The sequence below is a fragment of the Brevibacterium sediminis genome, from assembly GCF_024895295.1.
Taxonomy (GTDB): Bacteria; Actinomycetota; Actinomycetes; order Actinomycetales; family Brevibacteriaceae; genus Brevibacterium; species Brevibacterium sediminis.
In genome coordinates this window covers 63297-79882 of sequence record NZ_JAHQRN010000012.1, presented here as the reverse complement: position 1 = coordinate 79882, position 16586 = coordinate 63297, and the positions used below count along the sequence as shown (strand labels likewise).

General features: G+C 67.0%; 15 protein-coding genes. 5 read left to right on the top strand and 10 right to left on the bottom strand.

The window, feature by feature from the left end; genetic code table 11:
• Positions 1–127: 127 nt before the first annotated feature.
• The gene (locus tag KTJ89_RS19035) at positions 128–946 is read right to left on the bottom strand and encodes an SDR family oxidoreductase (protein ID WP_259358941.1); all 819 of its coding nucleotides are present in this window, start codon (positions 944–946) and stop codon (positions 128–130) included.
• 166 nt (positions 947–1112) lie between these two features.
• Here KTJ89_RS19035 and KTJ89_RS19030 point away from each other — a divergent pair, with 166 nt between their 5' ends.
• Positions 1113–2411 carry a DUF1990 family protein gene (locus KTJ89_RS19030; RefSeq protein ID WP_259358940.1) on the top strand — a complete coding sequence of 433 codons (1299 nt, stop codon included), beginning with the start codon at positions 1113–1115 and terminating at the stop codon, positions 2409–2411.
• 18 nt (positions 2412–2429) lie between these two features.
• On the opposite strand, the gene KTJ89_RS19025 is transcribed toward KTJ89_RS19030, so the two are convergent.
• Positions 2430–3326: a LysR substrate-binding domain-containing protein gene (locus tag KTJ89_RS19025; protein WP_062239555.1), complete on the bottom strand. Its 897-nt coding sequence runs from the start codon at positions 3324–3326 to the stop codon at positions 2430–2432.
• Positions 3327–3543: 217 nt separating this feature from the next.
• On the opposite strand from KTJ89_RS19025, the gene KTJ89_RS19020 reads away from it, so the two are divergent.
• From KTJ89_RS19020 to fabG, 3 genes are all read left to right on the top strand, one after another.
• A complete protein-coding gene (locus tag KTJ89_RS19020; protein ID WP_259358939.1) occupies positions 3544–4779 on the top strand; it encodes a CaiB/BaiF CoA transferase family protein in 1236 nt (411 codons plus the stop codon).
• A gap of 95 nt (positions 4780–4874) precedes the next feature.
• Positions 4875–6038 (top strand): acyl-CoA dehydrogenase family protein, encoded by a 1164-nt coding sequence (locus KTJ89_RS19015; protein WP_259358938.1) that lies wholly within the window; start codon positions 4875–4877, stop codon positions 6036–6038.
• Between the two features lie 35 nt (positions 6039–6073).
• The gene (gene fabG, locus KTJ89_RS19010; protein WP_172172401.1) at positions 6074–6883 is read left to right on the top strand and encodes a 3-oxoacyl-ACP reductase FabG; all 810 of its coding nucleotides are present in this window, start codon (positions 6074–6076) and stop codon (positions 6881–6883) included.
• A gap of 182 nt (positions 6884–7065) precedes the next feature.
• On the opposite strand, the gene KTJ89_RS19005 is transcribed toward fabG, so the two are convergent.
• A complete protein-coding gene (locus KTJ89_RS19005) occupies positions 7066–8379 on the bottom strand; it encodes an acyltransferase family protein (protein ID WP_259358937.1) in 1314 nt (437 codons plus the stop codon).
• Positions 8380–8494: 115 nt separating this feature from the next.
• Positions 8495–10369 (bottom strand): amidohydrolase, encoded by a 1875-nt coding sequence (locus KTJ89_RS19000; RefSeq protein WP_259358936.1) that lies wholly within the window; start codon positions 10367–10369, stop codon positions 8495–8497.
• A 179-nt stretch (positions 10370–10548) separates the two neighbouring features.
• On the opposite strand from KTJ89_RS19000, the gene KTJ89_RS18995 reads away from it, so the two are divergent.
• Positions 10549–11046, top strand: coding sequence for a hypothetical protein (locus tag KTJ89_RS18995; protein ID WP_259358935.1), 498 nt, complete (start codon positions 10549–10551; stop codon positions 11044–11046).
• A 306-nt stretch (positions 11047–11352) separates the two neighbouring features.
• Here the strand turns inward: KTJ89_RS18995 and KTJ89_RS18990 are convergent, their stop codons facing one another.
• From KTJ89_RS18990 to KTJ89_RS18965, 6 genes are read right to left on the bottom strand one after another with little or no spacing between them, the layout of a single operon-like run.
• Entirely contained in the window at positions 11353–12018 is a 666-nt protein-coding gene (locus KTJ89_RS18990) for an ATP-binding cassette domain-containing protein (protein ID WP_259358934.1), read from the bottom strand.
• Positions 12005–12742 carry an ATP-binding cassette domain-containing protein gene (locus KTJ89_RS18985; protein ID WP_259358933.1) on the bottom strand — a complete coding sequence of 246 codons (738 nt, stop codon included), beginning with the start codon at positions 12740–12742 and terminating at the stop codon, positions 12005–12007. Before KTJ89_RS18985 ends, KTJ89_RS18990 begins: the two co-directional genes overlap by 14 nt.
• A gap of 42 nt (positions 12743–12784) precedes the next feature.
• Positions 12785–13060, bottom strand: coding sequence for an ATP-binding cassette domain-containing protein (locus tag KTJ89_RS18980; protein ID WP_259358932.1), 276 nt, complete (start codon positions 13058–13060; stop codon positions 12785–12787).
• The gene (locus KTJ89_RS18975) at positions 13057–13881 is read right to left on the bottom strand and encodes an ABC transporter permease (protein WP_259358931.1); all 825 of its coding nucleotides are present in this window, start codon (positions 13879–13881) and stop codon (positions 13057–13059) included. The genes KTJ89_RS18980 and KTJ89_RS18975 overlap by 4 nt, the downstream gene beginning before the upstream one ends.
• Entirely contained in the window at positions 13878–14984 is a 1107-nt protein-coding gene (locus KTJ89_RS18970) for an ABC transporter permease subunit (protein WP_259358930.1), read from the bottom strand. Before KTJ89_RS18970 ends, KTJ89_RS18975 begins: the two co-directional genes overlap by 4 nt.
• Positions 14951–16561, bottom strand: coding sequence for an ABC transporter substrate-binding protein (locus tag KTJ89_RS18965; RefSeq protein ID WP_259358929.1), 1611 nt, complete (start codon positions 16559–16561; stop codon positions 14951–14953). The genes KTJ89_RS18970 and KTJ89_RS18965 overlap by 34 nt, the downstream gene beginning before the upstream one ends.
• Positions 16562–16586 lie beyond the last annotated feature (25 nt).

Below are 16586 nucleotides of genomic sequence, written 5' to 3'. Positions count from 1 at the left end.
CCGCGAAATAGCGGCAGGCTGCTCGCTAGACGTTCCGCGAACCCTGCCCACATTGGATTGTTGGGTCGATCCACGGTGGTTTCCGCGCCTGAAACACCGTGGATCGACCCAACAATGCGCCTCAGTTTCAGGCGCTGCCGCCGGCGGTGACGACTCCCCCATCGGCGGTGAGCACCTGCGCGGTGATCCAGTCGGCGTCCTCTGAGGCCAGATAGGCGACGGCACCGGCAATGTCCTCGGGAGTGCCGAGGCGCTTGACCGGGTACGCGGAGGCGACCTCCTCTTCCCTGCCTTCGTAGAGCGCGGTGGCGAACTTCGTCTTGACCACTGCCGGGGCAACGGCGTTGACGCGGATGTCGGGCCCGAGCTCCACGGCGAGAGTCTTCGTCAGATGCGAGACCGCCGCCTTCGAAATGCCGTAGAAGCCGATGCCTTCGCTCGGGATCTGCCCGGCGACCGACGACAGGGTGACGACGCACCCCTTGTTCTCGCGGAAGTTCAGGCGCTCGTGGTGGACGGCGTCCTGTACCCAGGCCAGCGTACCGAGGACGTTGACGTCGAAGATCTTCCGCGCGGCGTCGAGTTCCATGTCGACGAGCGGGCCGTAGACCGGGTTGATTCCGGCGTTGGCCACGAGCACATCGAGGCGACCGAATTTCTCAGCGACCGTGTCGAACACCTCTGCCCTGTGAGCCGGGTCGTCGGCCTTGCCGGCGATGGCGAGCGCCGTGCCTTCGGGGAACTCGGCGACTGCCTCATTCAGCGCTTCGGGCTTGCGCGCGGTGAGGACGACGGTGGCGCCCTCCGCGTTCAGCCGCCGAGCGATTCCGAGACCGATGCCGCGACTGGCACCGGTGATGACAGCGACTTGTCCTTCGAAGCGGCGACCGGATTTCGGAGCCGCCGAGGCAGCTGCGGGCTGAGCGGATGAGGTGCTGTCTGACATAGATGAACTCCAGTGTTCGTGCTGTGACATGGTCATTCGGCGCTGACCTGGCGAATTGCCCTGAAGCGAGCGTTCGTTCAGCGTTCGCTTCTCATCGTAGGCATAGCCGTTCGAAGATGACAAGGACTACGGCCATCGAACGAGTGAACTGGACGAGAATGGAGTCATGAATCATCTTGAGTTCCATCTCGACCTCGGCTCGGGCGACCAGTTCCCGCTCGCCCGAGAAGCGATCTTCTCCTGGATGCTGCAGGAACTCGCCGGCGTGGTGGTCCGTCCGAGCCGTCGCGTATCCGAAGGTCAGATCGTCGACCTGGGACTCAATCCCGCATGGCCCGCCCCACCGAGGCGGCTGCGCGGTCGCGGTCTGCTCGTGCCTGTGGGTTCGTGCGTCGTCACACGGGTGTTCGATGAGAAGGATCGCGCCGGTTTCACCTATCGCACCCTGCCGGGCCACCTCGAGAACGGTGAGGAGACTTTCCTCGTATCCATCAGCACTGACGGCCGCCTCGGCGTGACCATCAGCGCCGATTCCGTCCCAGCACATCCTCTCCTCCGTCTGGGCGCTCCGGTGACCGTGGCGGCCCAGGAGTTGATGGCCAAACGCTATGCCGAAGGGCTGAAGAGACAGCTCAGGACGGCCGAGCGAAGCCGCCGCGCACGCGCCCTCGCGACAGCTTCGGCGCTGATCGGCCGGGAGGTGAGATTCGTCGAGACCCTTGCCGGCGGTCAGCACGCGCTGACCATGGCCTCCCGCGACGGAGACGCGGAGCTCGTCGTCCGCGCATTCCCCGCCGGCCATGATGCGGCGGTCAAAGAGGCCGCAGTGCTCGATCGACTGAGACCGCTCGGTGACCTCGTCCCCCGCCTCATCGCCCACAGCGCCGACACCAACGACCCGGTCATCGTCACGACCCGCGTCCCGGGCTCACCACCGGATCCGGCGATACCTCTGACCACCATCGCCCGCGAGATGGCCGCGGCGTTGGTGCGCATCCACGAACTCGACAGCACCGGTCTGCCTCTGGCTCCGCAGTCCCCGCCGCCTGGAGACTCTGCCATCGCGATTCGTGCCCAAAACGAGTGGGCGAACCTCGACCGCGACGAAGAGGTCCTCACGCACACGGATTTCTGGGCAGGCAATGCCTTGTGGACGGGCGGGCGCCTCACCGGAGTCGTCGACTGGTCGGGCGCGAGCCGCGGACCTCGCGGGGTCGACCTCGCTTGGTGCCGTCAGGATCTCGTGCTGCTCGGTTCCCCCGAGGCGGCCGCCGACTTTCTCGACGAGTACGAACGACTCCTCGGCCGCCGCATCCATGACATCCGCGCATGGGACGTCCAAGCTGCGGCACGTGCCCATGATCGCGTCGAGACCTGGCTGCCGAACTACCACGGGATCGGCCTCACGGACATGACCGCCGAGGATCTCCGCCACCGCCTCGACACCTGGAACGCGCAGCTGTGAACCGGCCCGCCACCGCCATCATCCAACGGTCGGCAGGACCTCCTCGGCGAGGGTGAGCACCGCTTCCACGGAGGCCTTTCCGTGGTCGGTGCGGTGGGCGAGGTAGAGCATCGTGGGCTCCTCGGGGATATCGAGGGGCACGGCCACGGTGCCGACCTCTCGGGTGGCGGCGGACACCGAGTCGAAGGTGATCGAGATGCCGAGTCCGGCCGCGACCAGGGCTCCGATCGTCTGCGAATCCGGCGCGCTCTGGACTACGCGCGGTGCGAACCCCGCTTCGTGGCACAGACGCAGCGTCGCCTCCCGCAACGTCGAGGAAGGATGCTCGGGAAGAGCGATGAAATCCTCGTCGGCAAGTTCGTCCACCCGCACCGAGGCGCGTCCCGCCAGACGATGACCCACCGGCAGGGCTGCCGAGAGACGCTCGACCATCACCGGCCGACCTGTGACCCCGGGTGGCTGCTTCGCCCACCTCACAAGCGCGAGGTCGAGCGAGCCGTCGACGAGGCGGGTGATCCCCTCCTCGGCGTAGACATCGGAGTGGAGCCCGAAGCTGACCCCCGGCCTGTGCGCGGTGGATGCAGTCACGAGCGCCGCGGCCAGTCTGCGCGATGACGAGTGGGCGAATCCGAATTCGATGTGTCCGGTCTGCCCATCGGCGGCCCGGCGCACCGCCTCGGCGGCCAAGGTTCGGTACTCGATCATCTTCCGCGCCGGCTCCACCAGCGCCTCTCCCGCCGCGGTCAGCGCCACATTGCGGGTCGTGCGTCGGAACAGATCGACGCCGAGGTGGTCCTCGAGCGCGCGGATCGTGCGGCTGAGCGGCGGCTGCAGCATTCCGAGCCGTTCGGCCGCACGACCGAAGTGCAGCTCTTCGGCGACTGCGAGGAACGCTTTGACCTGCTGAATCTCCATCGACTGCTCCTTTTCCGAATCCGTGCTGGAGCCTCTGCCGTTGCCCCGACCGACATCCCAGCCAATACCTGTTCCGATAATAATCCATGTACATTATTGCTGATCCTGTTATATGGTGGGACGGACCACGCGCCCGCTGCTCAAGCACGGGCCCAGAATGCCGAGCTCGACAGCACACAGCAGCGCCGCCGGCCCGACGAGAGGAAGACATTCGACGATGAAGCAGTCGACCACTTCTGAGCACCACGACAGCGGCTCCGGACGCGATCACCATCGGCCGCCTGCCCACGACCGCCTCGAGGAGTTCCTCCCCCGCGCCGGCTCGGGTCCCCTGTCGGGACAGATCGTCGTCGACTTCTCCCGCGTGCTGGCCGGACCGTACTCGACGATGATGCTCGCCGACCTCGGCGCCACCGTCATCAAGGTCGAAGGCCCCAAAGGCGATGACACCCGACACTGGGCACCACCGGTGCGCAACGAGGATGCCACCTACTATCTGTCGATCAACCGCAACAAATACGACATCGTCCTCGACTTCACCGACCCCGATGACCTCGCCACCGCACAGAAGCTCGCGGCCGAAGCCGATATCGTCGTCGAGAACTTCAAACCGGGCGGGTTGGCGAAGTACGGACTCGACTACGACAGCGTCTCCGCTGCCAACCCGACGGTCATCTATGCTTCGGTGACCGGCTTCGGGCCGCAGAACCCGCTGCCCGGATACGACCTCCTCATGCAGGCGCTGTCCGGCTTCATGTCGGTCACCGGCAGCCCCGACGGCTCGCCGTACCGCGCCGGCGTCGCCGTCTTCGACGTCATGACCGGTCTGCACACCACGATCGGCGTCCTCGCCGCGATCCGACACCGCACGCTCACCGGCGAGGGCCAGCTCGTCGAAACCAACCTCATGTCCTCGGCGATGTCCGGCCTGGCCAATCAGTCCGGTGCCTACGCGGCCGCAGGGGTGAATCCGACGCGGATGGGCAACGCCCACCCGAGTCTCTACCCCTACCAGCCGATGGCCGCGAAGTCCGGTGAGATCATCATCGCCGCGGCCAATGACGGCCAATTCCGGATCCTCGCCGAGGTGGTCGGACGCCCCGATTGGTGCGACGACGAACGATTCGCCCAGGCGAAGAATCGCAACGCCAACCGCGACTCCCTTGAGCCCGAACTTCTCGAGGCCCTCCAGGCTCACACCGCACAGGAATGGTTCGACAAACTCTCGGCCGCGGGCCTGCCCTGCGCCCCGATCAACACGATCGCCGAAGGCGTCGAACACGCCAAGAGCCTCGGTTTGGAACCGGTCGTGGACACCGGCAGCGGCGACCGCATCATCCCGACCGTCCGCAACCCGATCACCCTGTCGAAGTCGCAGGTCTCCTACGACCTCGCTCCCCCAGAACTCGGAGCCGACTCCGATCAGGTCCGCGCCTGGCTCGACAGCCTCTAGGCTCAACCAGTTCGCGGCCATCCGCTCAGCCCCTTAATCCCAACACCTGCCCGCAGAAGACCTCTGCACTGCAACCATCTGAAGGAGATCTGACAATGGACAACACGGAACTCGACGACATCCTGTCTGCCGTCCGAGAATTCGTCCGCGAGAAGGTCGTCCCCCTCGAGACCCAGGTCGAGGACGAGGACGCCTTCCCAGAAGGCATCATCAAGGAATCCGCCGAAATGGGACTCTTCGGCTGGGCCCTGCCCGAGGAGTACGGCGGCCTCGGCCTCAATGCCGAACAGGACGCACTGCTGGCCATGGAACTCGGCTACACGACCCCGTCGTTCCGGTCCCTGTTCGGCACGAACAACGGCATCGCCGGACAGGTGCTCGTCAACTACGGCACCGACGAGCAGAAGTCGGAGTGGCTGCCCCGCCTGGCCTCCGGAGAGGTCGTCGCCTCCTTCGCCCTCACCGAATCCGAGGCCGGCTCCGACCCCTCGGGCCTGCGGACGAAGGCCACACGCGACGGAGATGACTACATCATCAACGGCTCCAAGCGGTTCATCACCAACGCCGAGGCATCCGATGTCCTCATGGTCTTCGCCCGCACCGACCCGAATGCCACGGGCTCCAAGGGCATCTCCGTCTTCCTCGTGCCCACGAAGTCCGAAGGCGTGACCGTCGGCCCGCACGATCACAAGATGGGTCAGGCCGGCGCCTGGACCTCGGAGATCTTCTTCGACGACGTGCGCGTGCCTGCCGCCAACCTCATCGGCGGTGAGGAGGAGAAGGGCTTCTACGCCGCCATGGCCTCACTCAACAAGGGACGCCTGCACATCGCCGCGATCTGCGTCGGCCAGTCGATCCGCATCCTTGACGAATCGGTGCGCTTCGCCGCCGAGGCGAAGCAGGGCGGGGAACCGATCGCCCGATTCCAGCTCGTACAGGCGATGCTCGCGGACATCTACACCGACGTCGCCGCCGCCAAGGCCCTCGTCCTCTCAGCCGCACAGCGCTGGGACGCCGAGACCGATCGCAAGCTCGGCCCCTCCTCGGCGAAGCTCTTCGCCTCCGAAGCACTCACCCGCATCGCCGACAAGGGCGTGCAGATCCAAGGTGGAATGGGCTACATGCGCGAGTCCGCGGTCGAACGCTTCTACCGCCACGCACGCCTGTTCCGCATCTACGAAGGCACCTCCGAGGTCCAACGCGTCGTCGTCGCCAAGCAGCTGCTCAAAGGCGCGCACAAACCGCAGTTCAACCTCTGACCGGCATTTCTGACCTCACCAACGAAAGGAATCCCATGACTGAATCCACAATCGCGAACTCCGGCATCACCGTCACCGAAACCGGCGGAGTCACCGCCATCCCCGGCCTGCTGGACGGCAAGGTCGCCGTCGTCACCGGCGGCGGACAGGGCCTCGGCCTGGCGATGGCGCGCAGCCTCGTTCACTCCGGCGCAAAGGTCGTCCTCGCCGACATGAACGAGGAGAGCCTGCAGGCGGCCGTGGCCGAACTCGGCGGAGACGGCGTCGCCGCGGGCGCAGTGTGCAACGTCTCCGACCTCGAGGCCGTCGAGAAGCTCGCCGAGGCGGCCACGACCGCATTCGGCGGCATCGACATCTGGGTCAACAACGCCGGCATCACCCGCGATGCGACGATCCGGAAGATGACCGAGCAGCAGTTCGACGACGTCATCTCCGTCCACCTGCGCGGCACGTGGAACGGGCTGAAGGTCGCGACCGCCCTCATGCGCGAACAGGACCGCGGCGGCTCGATCATCAATGTGTCCTCGATCAGCGGCAAGGTCGGCAACCCCGGACAGTCGAACTACTCTGCTGCGAAGGCGGGCATCGTCGGCATGACGAAGGCCGTGGCCAAGGAAGTCGCGTTCAAGAACATCCGCATCAACGCGATCCAGCCCGGCTTCATCAACACCGCGATGACCGCGGCCATGCCGCAGCACGCGATCGATTCGAAGCTCGCCGACATCCCGCTGGGCCGCGCCGGCGAACCCGAAGAGGTCGCCTCCGTGGTGCTGTTCCTCGCCTCCGGACTCTCGAGCTACCTCACCGGCACCGTCACCGAGATCTCTGGCGGTCGCCACATCTGATCGAATTCGCCCTCGCCGAGGCGGGTCATCCGATCCCCTCACTCCTTCGCCGAGGCGGGTCAACCGACCACCGCGGGCAACGGCCCGACGTCCCCGCGGGGACGTCGGGCCGTTGTCGTTCCGTATCTCCGCGTCCGACGCGGCAACGTTTCAGCGTGACGGTCCGGCCGCCTCGGCGAGGGTCAGCTCTTGGCAGTTCGCCGACCGGGCAGGCGGACGACGCCGAAGGCGACCATGCCGATGAGCGGCAGCAGCGGCCAGATCCAGGTCACGCCGTGGCCGTCGACCATTCCGGTGTCGGCCATGATCGCGAGGCCCGCGCAGATGGCCGCCGAGGCGACGATCGGCATCCACATGGGAGGGGCGGCACGATCGTCGGGGGCCGGTGTTTCGAACCGGCCGAAGATGGCCACGAGCACACCGGTGATCGCCAGCAGAACCAGTGCCCACAGGGGGCGGGTCAGCCACCAGATCCCGGTCAGCGGTTCGGGCAGTACGGCATCAGCATGGAGGCCGATGAGGACGTTGGCCAGGGCAGTCAGTGCGGTGAGATGCCAGAGGAACCAGGTCATGATGCGCTGGTTGACGAGCACCGTGAGGAACCACAGTCCGGGGCTGCGCAGAAGTGCGGCCAGCGGCCTTTGGAGCATGAGCACGATTCCGGCCTGGGCCATGCCGAGGAAGGCCATCGTCACGCGCGTCGGCGCGGAGTTCGAGATCGTGTCGGTGCCTGCGGTGATCATCGACACCGGATACGGGCCGAAGCCGACGAGGAGCCCGAGCCCGAGAGCGCCGATGACGAAGAGCAGCAGGCAGCGTCTGATGCTGGAGAGTCGGCCGTCGAGCCAGGCGTAGCCGAACTGATGGAAGCTCGCCCAGACGAGCAGGTAGTTCGGATAGCCGGCGAGCGTGCTCTCGGTGGCGATGCTGATGAGGTCGATGATTCCGGCCAGGCCGATGCCGGCGATGATCGACCACCAGCCCCATTTCTCCCACAGGATCAGACACGGCGGGGCGACGATGACGACGAGCAGATACGCGGCGAGGAACCAGGTCGGCACGAGTGCCATCTGGGACGCCAGTTGGACGGAGGCGGGTTCGGCGCCGGCGGTCAGAGCGATGACGCAGGTGGCCAGCCAGACGAGCAGCAGCGGGATGAGCGGGAGTCCGAGGCGGCGCAGGCGTGCCCGCAGCCATTCCGCGTAGCCGGTCTGCCGCCGCCTGGCCGAACGCCAGGACAGTGCGTTGGAGTAGCCGCCGACGAGGAAGAAGATCGGCATCACCTGGAACACCCAGGTCAGAGGGTGCGTCCACCTGGCCTCATCAAGCAGACCATGCGGTTCGATGCCGCCGGTGGCGCTGACGGCGATGATCGTCCAGTGGCCGAGGACGACGACGGTGATCGCCGCGGCGCGCAGGAAGTCGACCTCGCGGCTGCGGGAGTCCGGGGTCGCCTCATCGACCTTGCGGGCCTGGGCCAGAAACGAGCGGGGCATGCGGGGACGTCCTTGTCGGTTGATCGACGGAGCAGTTGGTCGAGGGAGCGGTTGGTCGAGGGAGCGGGCAGTCCGGGTCCTGTCCATCGCCGAGGTGGTCGTCCACCTCGGCGATTCAGGCCCGGTATTTCACCTCGCCGCCGACGACGGTGAGCGCGACTCGGGTGTCGCGGATCGCCTCGGCGTGGGCGAACAGGGCTTCTTCGGAATCGTAGCCGAGGAGGCCGTCGCGCTCTGCCGCGGCGACACTTGAGTGATCAACGTTGAGCCCTTCGGCCGCGCACGGATCGGTGTCGACGACGATGAAGTCGGCGTCCATGCCCGGCGCCAGATACCCGCGCCGGTCCTCGAGCCCGGCGGCGAAGGCCGGTCCCTGAGTGTGCAGGCGGATGGCCTCGACGGCACTCAGGCGACGGTGCGGCTGGAAGGTCGTCGACGCGTCACCGGAGATGTCCGCCCTGGTCATCGCCGCATAGATCGCGGCGAAGGGGCTCGCATGCTCGACCGGACCGTCGGAGCCGAAGACCACGTGCGCCCCGGCGTCGAGCAGGTCGGGCCAGGCATAGGCGGCTAGCCGCGCGGACTCGTCGATGAGGTGGAGCAGGTGCAGGTCGGAGATGCAGTGGCGCGGCTGCATCGACGCGAGCACCCCGAGCTCGGCGAACCGGGCGACGTCGGCCGGCTGGATGAACTGGGCGTGTTCGACGCGGTGACGCAGGGGTCGGCCGAACTTCTCCTCCGCGGCCTTCGTCGTTTCCCGCAGGCGGTCGTAGACAGCGAGCACATGGTGGTTCGCCTGATCGCCGATGGCGTGGATGGCCACGGAGATTCCCGCCTCGGTGGCGATGTGTGCCTGGTCGAAGAGTTCGTCCTCGGTCATCTGCACGACACCGAAGTTCTCGTCCTCACCGTCGATCGCGGGAAATGCCGAGGACATGTGCGAGGTATGCGAGCCGAGCGCCCCGTCCGAGAACAGCTTCAGCCCGCCGCACTGCAGCCAATCATCGCCGTCACCGGTGTGCCAAGCGGTTTCGATCGCCCACGGCACTTCGGGTGAACGCAGGAACAAGGTCACGCGCATGTCCTGGCGACCGGCCGCATGCAGGTCGTTCCAGCCCAAGGTCGAGGCGATGCCGTCGAAGTCATGGATCCCGGTCAGCCCCTGTGACAGGAAGAGCTCCTGGGTGGTGGCGAGGCGTTCGACCTGGTCCTCGCGGCTGGGTTCAGGGATGAAGCGGGCGACGAGATCGGTGGCGTCTTCGCGCACCAGACCGGTGAACTGCCCGTCATCGTCGCGGACGAAACTTCCGCCCGAGGGGTCGGGGGTCGCCTCGTCGATGCCGGCGATCTCGAGGGCGTGGGCGTTGACCCACAAGGTGTGCAGATCAAGTGACCACATCGCCACGGGGTGGTCGGGGACCTCGGCGTCGAGGAGTTCCCGGTCAGGGTAGCTCGGGTCCTCCCACTTGTTGAGGTCCCATCCGGAGCCGACCACCCAGGTGCCCACCGGGAGGGAATCGGCGCGTGCACGGATGGCGGCGACCGCCTCGGCGAGGGATTTCGTCTGGGACAGATCGAGGTCGGTCAGGGAGTCGGCGTACAGGATCGAGTGGATGTGTCCGTCGACGAATCCGGGCAGAATGACCTGCCCGCTGCAGTCGATCTCATCGATCTCGAGGCCGGGGATGACCGTGGTGGCACCGACCCCACCCGCCGAGGCGAGCGCCGCCGTCGTCGACGATTCCGCGGCGGCGATGTCGAGAAGTTCGGCCCGGGTGCCGATGGCCACGATGGTCTCCCCATCGACGAGGATCGCATCCGGGGCCGCCTGTGTGAGGTCGGAGGTTGGCGTGGAGGTCGGGTCGGGGACCTTGTCTGTGTTCGATTCGCTCGGGTCGGACGCGATCGACGCAGGGGTGTTCGAGTCGGGGGCACTCGAGGCGGCTTGGGGTGCGAAAGTGCGCACCACGGCGTTGGAGAACAGACGCATGGACACCAGTCTAGAGCGGGTGCGGCGAAGTCGCTGAGTGGGCCGATCACCACCCCTTCTTACTACCCGACGGCGGCCCAGATACCTCGCGCGAGGTTGCTGCGCCGCCGTCAGGTAGTAATTGGGGTCGGAGGTGAGTGCGCGGCAGACGGTTTTCTACGAGGAGTAGAATCGAAGGCATGACTCACTTCTTCAGCACCGATGACTCGCGGCTGGCGGCGAGCGCTCGGATCATCTTGCCCGCCGTCTGGCTCGGGCTCATCATCGGCATCTCGCTCATCGAGGCGCCGTTGAAGTTCACAGCCCCCGGCATCACGATCCCGCTGGGGCTGGGCATCGGTCGGCTGGTGTTCGGAGTGATGAACTGGGTCGAGCTCGTCATCGCCGTGATCCTGCTGTGGGCGCTGCTGAAGTCGGGTGTCGATCGCGTCTACCGCAGTGTGGCGTGCGGGCTCATCGGAGTGCTCATCATCAAGGTCGTCGTCATTCGGCCGTTGCTCAATCAGCGCACGGATGCGGTTCTCGCGGGAGTCGATGACGGCGGGTCGTCCCTGCATCTGCTCTACATCGCTGCCGACGGACTGCTCATCGTGGGGCTGGTTGCCGCACTCGTGCTGGCAGTGCGCCGTTGGGTGCTGATCCGTCCGGCCGTCAGCGCAGATTCCACGACTGAGTGACTGTTCGCCCGGCTGGTTGACGGTTCGCCCGGCTGTGGGCGCGGATTCGCCAGCTGATCAGGCGGCGGCGACACTGTCATCGGGTTTCGTCCCACGACTCATCGCCTTTTGCGCCAGTCATCGGGATTTAACTCGATGTCCCGATCAGAACTCGATGACGAACCTGCGGCTGGAGGCTGACGAACCACAATCGGAGCGCACCACCATCACATTTGGTGCGGGTGCGGCTCACCTGTCGCCCGGTACCTCTGTTCGCATCCTGATGCGCTGGACGAAACGTGGTCGCTCCCGGCGTGAACTGCGGACTCAGAGCGTGATGAAGGAGTAGCCGGTGTCGGTGGCGGCGACGAGGTCGCGGTCGTGGGTCGCCCAGACGAGCGTCTTCCCCGCCTCGGCGAGGTCGTTGATGAGCCAGGCGATGCGTGCGGCATTCGACGAGTCGAGGGCGGCCGTCGGCTCGTCGCAGACGATGGTGTCGATGCCGCTGGCCAGCGCACGGGCGATGCAGACGCGTGCCGCCTGCCCGCCGGAGAGCTCACCGCAGCGGTGGTGAGCCAGCTCGGGGCCGAGCAGCGCGCGGTCGAGCAGGGCTCCCAGGCGACGATCGTCCCCGGCAGTTGCGGCAGCCTCACGCCCCCGCTCGGCATCAGTCGCATCGTTGCCGGCATCGCCCGCACGTCCACCCGCAGCAACACCCCCGGCACCGCGCACGGTCCAGGTGTGTTCGATGACCTCGGCGACCGTGTGCCGCGGGTTGAGCCATTCGCGCGGGTTCTGCGGCACGAGCACTCCGAGGTCGCCTTCAACCTGCCCGCTGCTCGGGGTCAGGAAACCCGTCATGGCCAGACACAGACTGGTCTTCCCGCTGCCCGACGCGCCTTGCAGCACCGTCACCGTCCCCGCAGGCACGTCCGCGTCAACCGGGCCGATACGGGACGAGCCGTAGTCGATCACCACATCAGTCAGCTTCATTCCAGCGCTCCCCCGTCGACGATTCGGTTCCGTCCCGCCCCGGCCCCCAGTAGGGTCCGGCCCCCGGCAAGGTCCCGGCGCCCGGCGAGGTCCGGCCATCCGGCTGGATCCGTCCGCCTGCCCCGACCACACCTTCGCCGAGGCGGCGCAGCTCGTCCCCGTCCCGGTACGTCCACGACTTCGGTCGCGGCTGATCGGCCACAGGCAGCGGGTGCGCTCCGGCGGCCGGTGCGGCCGCGGCCAACGCCTGCACATAGGCATTCGTGGCGCGTCCGGCGAAGAAGTCCTCAGCCGAACAGTCTTCGACGATATGCCCGTTGAAGATCACCGCCACCCGGTCGTCGGGCCGGGCATTGCGCTGCAGACCTGACAGGTCATGCGTCACTGCGAGCACCGCGCGGCTGCCGGTCGATACCTGCTCATTGAGCACGCCCACCACGGCGTCGGCCTGTTCGGGGTCGAGCCCCGCGGTCGGCTCATCGCAGACGAGCAAGCGTGGGGATTTCGCCACGGCTGCGGCCAAGGAGATGCGGGAGATCTGACCTCCCGAGACCTGGTGAGGCCGTCGGCGCAGGATCGAGTTCTCCAAGCCGTACGCCGTCAGGTCGGGACCATCGATGCCTGCCTGTGCGAACCAGTCAGTCAGACGTATGGTCGGCGGGAATGTGTCCATCGCATTCTGCGGAGCCCAAGCGATCAGACCGGCACGACGCATCGTCGCCATCGCCCGACTCCCTCGCCCGGTACCGAGGTCGATACGACCGTCTCAGGGCAGAGCCGCCTCGGCGATATCGCGCTTCTCACTGGCACCACCAAACCCATCACGGACCGCGACGATCTCACTGAGATCCAGCACCCCGCGGACCTTCGCATCGACGGGGCTGAGGCCGGCGAGCAGATTGCACAGCGTGGACTTCCCGGCCCCCGATTCGCCGACGAGCCAGGTGATGCCGCCGACTCGCATCTCGAGGTCGAGAGCGGACAGCACCTCCCCGGTGCCTGGCAGACTCAGCGTGATGTCACGGAGATGAAGCGCGGTCACAGCGATCTCGGCCCTTCTCCGAGGCGGCGGGCGAGGATCGTCGGCGGCAGGAGCAGCACCATGAGCGCGCACGTCGGCACGACCAGAGTCCACCACGCGCCGACCGTCATATCCGACTGCCCCCAGGCGATGAGCGGACCCAGCGACACCGCGGCCGGATCGACACCGATCCCCAAAAACGCCGTCGTCGCCTCATGCACGACCGCCGACGGGAAGATCACGGCCATCGCCGCCGCCACCCGTCCCACGGCCGCCGGCAGCACATGCCACTTGAGGATCTGCCACCGACCCGCACCGAGGCGGCGATCGAACCGCACCCACCCGGAGTCCCATTCCTCCCGCACCTTCGGCCCGATGAGCTGAGCCGCCAACGGCCAATGTGTAAGCGCGACGGTGACCATGATCGCCGTGCGACCCCCACCGAGGATGCCGACCACGATGAAGGTGAACAGCATCGAGGGCACGACCAAGGTCGCGATGAGCAGTCCCGTCGACATCTTCGACAGCGCGTTCGACAAAGTCGAAACCACACCGATTCCGGCTCCGATCGCGGTGGTCACGACTGCGGTGATGAGCGCGGCCAGGGCCGAACCGCCCGCGGCATCCCAGACGGTCACGGCCACGCTGCGGCCGAAATGGTCTGTCCCGAGCAGGCCGCCGGCACCGGGTGGGAGAAGTGCGCGTGAGAAGTCGGTGCCCTCGCCGGGCAGGAATCGTCCGCAGATGAGCAGGACGAGCACGATTCCGAGGATGACGGCACCCCACACCCGTCGGTTGAGACGCAGCGAACGTCGCCTCGGGAGCAGATCCTGACGGTTCATGCGTGCCCCTTCCCGAGCACACCGGCACCGGATCCGGCGCCCGCATCGGCGCCCCCACCCATACCGGCACCGGCACTGGCACCGGCGCCCAGGCCACCACCGACACTGAAACCGGCGGCCAGGTGCCGGTCATCACCCCCGGCGCCGAACGACCGCACACCGAGCACCAGCCCGGTCGTCACCGCCGCGGCGATCGCCGTGACCGTGGCCAGCAGCGGCAGATCGGCGCCGGCAGCAGCCTCGACGAGGGCATTGCCGAGTCCCGGATAGGACAGGACCGCCTCGACAGCGGCTTCACCGAGGATGACCACCGGCACGTAGATGACCGCCGGTGCCCGCACGGCCGCCAGGATCGACGGCAGCACGGTGCGCACCCGGGCCATCGGGGAGAATCCGCGGCCGATGAGGGCTCGCGCCCACGGAGTCGACCACACCTCGGCGGCCGCGGACCGGGCGGCGGCGATGAGCATCGCCGACCATGCCAGAGCGATCGTCCCCGCCACAGAGGGAATGAGAGCGATCGGGGCGCTCGTGGCCGGGTTCGGCAGCTGCCGGCCGAAGAGAACGACGATGATGAGCGCGATGAGGAACGAAGGAACGGCCAGCCAGGCACCGATGAGCCCGGACGTCGCCGAATGATGGGCGAGGCCGGGGAACCTCGCCAGAAGCACGGAGGCGATGCCCACGATGGCCGCGGTGATCACCACGGCACACAGGGTGGCGGCCACAGTGTTGAGACCTCTGCCGAGCACCACCTCGGCGACGGAGGTGTGCAGCAGCCGCGAATACCCCAGATCTCCCGTGGTCACGGACGTGAGCAGCCACTGCCACCAGGCACCCAGCCAACCGCCGGTGTCATAGGCGGCGGCAAGATTCTCACGAGCCTCGGCGGATGCGAACTCCCACCCGGCGACGGTGTGGGCCAAGGGGTTGGACGGGGACGCCGCGGAGAGGGCGAACACCCCAGCCCCGCCGGCCAATCCGGCAAGGATCATCCCGCCGAGGACGATGCCGCCTCGGCGAAGGATGTGCCGGAACCGGGACGGCCCGGAACCGGTCGGGTGCGACGTCAGTTCTTCTTCCAGTCGGCCAGGTTCCACCACGGTCCCCAATCGGAGCCGTGGACGTGCGGTTCGAACGTCGTGTCGGGAATGTTCCAGCCTTCGGTGTCGGCGACGTAGGTGTGTTCGAGGAAGGCGACGATGAGGTAGCTCGGCGCGTCCATGTACTTCGACTGCACTTCACGGTAATCGGCATCGGCCTTCGCCTCGTCGGTTTCGACGGCGGCGTGGTCGAGCAGCTCGTCCCCGCCTGGGACGGCCATATTCGCGGGGTTGTCGAAGACTCCGGAGGTCTTCGTCTGCGTGTGCAGTGAGGCTCTGATCTGATGGTCGATATTGAAGGGCTGCTCGCCACCGGCGTAGACGATGGCCTGTCCGGCGAGGTCCTTTTCGATCTCGTCCCATTCCTGGCCCTTGATCTCGAGCTTCACGCCGAGTTTCTCCAGCTGGGCGGAGATCTCGGCGGCGATGTCACCGCGCACCGTGTCTCCGGCCGGGTAGGTGACGTCGATGACGGCTTTCTTCCCGTCCTTGGCTCGCACTCCATCGGAGCCGGCTTTCCACCCGGCCTCGTCGAGCAGCGTCTTCGCCCCATCGAGGTCGAAGTCGAACTCGGCACTTGGGTCGTAGGCGTCGCCGTAGAATTCGCCGACCGGTGTCGAGGCGGGCGTGCCGTGGCCGCCGAGCACTTCGTCGACGAGCTTCTCCCGATCGATGGCGAGATTGAGGGCCTTGCGGACCGTCTGGTCCTTGGTGAACGGGTTGTCACTGGGCAGAGTGAGTCCGCGCCAGTCCGCGGTGCGGGCGGTGTAGATCTCCTGCCCCTCTCCCCTGATCTGGTCGACCGAGCGCGGCGGCACGGCGGCGCCGGAGACCTTGCCGTCCTTGACCGCGGCGGCCAGCGCGGAGGTGTCGGCATAGGCCTGCAGGGTCACGGATTTCAGCTCCGGAGTCGTCCGCCAGTAGTCGTCGCGGGCTTTGAGCACGGCCGTGTCCTCGGTGAGCGAGTCGAGGGTGTAGGCACCGGTGCCGACGGGTTCGGAGTTGACCTTCCAGTCCGCGGCCGGGGTGCCCTCTTCAATGGCTTCGGACGGCAGGATGCCGACGGCCAGGCGCGAGGTGAAGGTCGGGGTCGGTTCGTCGAGTTCGAAGACGACTGTGTGGTCATCGGGGGTCTTCACCGTCTTGATCATGCGGAAGGCGTCGACCGATTCGGATGCCACCTCGGGATCGACGATGGCCTCATAGGTGGCGGCGACGTCCTTCGCGTCGAAGTCCGATCCGTCGGAGAAGGTGACATCGTCTCGCAGCTTCACCGTCCACTTCGTCGAATCGGCGTTCGGCTGCGGATCCTCGGCGGCCAGTGCCGGTGCGAGTTCGGGCATCTTCCCGGAACCGGGGTCCTCCTGCAGTCGCAGCAGGCCGTCGTAGAAGGGCGAGTTGCCGTCGACGGAGTAGCCGTTGACGGGGTTGTACCCGCCGAGGTTCTCCGTGCCGATGACCAGATCGGAGTCTCCCCCGCTGGGAGCTTCACACCCGCTGAGCAGGAGCGCAAGTGCTCCCGCACCGGCCGTCCAGGCCGTCGCCTTCCGCATCTTCATCCGTTCACCGGCCGCCAACAGCGGCCGTCCTTCCTGTTCGTGT

What these genes read in the sequence shown, in the direction of transcription:
- KTJ89_RS19035 (WP_259358941.1), bottom strand. Translation starts at nt 946, where the DNA reads ATGTCAGACAGCACCTCATCCGCTCAGCCCGCAGCTGCCTCGGCGGCT.
- KTJ89_RS19030 (WP_259358940.1), top strand. Translation starts at nt 1,113, where the DNA reads ATGAATCATCTTGAGTTCCATCTCGACCTCGGCTCGGGCGACCAGTTC.
- KTJ89_RS19025 (WP_062239555.1), bottom strand. Translation starts at nt 3,326, where the DNA reads ATGGAGATTCAGCAGGTCAAAGCGTTCCTCGCAGTCGCCGAAGAGCTG.
- KTJ89_RS19020 (WP_259358939.1), top strand. Translation starts at nt 3,544, where the DNA reads ATGAAGCAGTCGACCACTTCTGAGCACCACGACAGCGGCTCCGGACGC.
- KTJ89_RS19015 (WP_259358938.1), top strand. Translation starts at nt 4,875, where the DNA reads ATGGACAACACGGAACTCGACGACATCCTGTCTGCCGTCCGAGAATTC.
- fabG (WP_172172401.1), top strand. Translation starts at nt 6,074, where the DNA reads ATGACTGAATCCACAATCGCGAACTCCGGCATCACCGTCACCGAAACC.
- KTJ89_RS19005 (WP_259358937.1), bottom strand. Translation starts at nt 8,379, where the DNA reads ATGCCCCGCTCGTTTCTGGCCCAGGCCCGCAAGGTCGATGAGGCGACC.
- KTJ89_RS19000 (WP_259358936.1), bottom strand. Translation starts at nt 10,369, where the DNA reads ATGCGTCTGTTCTCCAACGCCGTGGTGCGCACTTTCGCACCCCAAGCC.
- KTJ89_RS18995 (WP_259358935.1), top strand. Translation starts at nt 10,549, where the DNA reads ATGACTCACTTCTTCAGCACCGATGACTCGCGGCTGGCGGCGAGCGCT.
- KTJ89_RS18990 (WP_259358934.1), bottom strand. Translation starts at nt 12,018, where the DNA reads ATGAAGCTGACTGATGTGGTGATCGACTACGGCTCGTCCCGTATCGGC.
- KTJ89_RS18985 (WP_259358933.1), bottom strand. Translation starts at nt 12,742, where the DNA reads ATGGCGACGATGCGTCGTGCCGGTCTGATCGCTTGGGCTCCGCAGAAT.
- KTJ89_RS18975 (WP_259358931.1), bottom strand. Translation starts at nt 13,881, where the DNA reads ATGAACCGTCAGGATCTGCTCCCGAGGCGACGTTCGCTGCGTCTCAAC.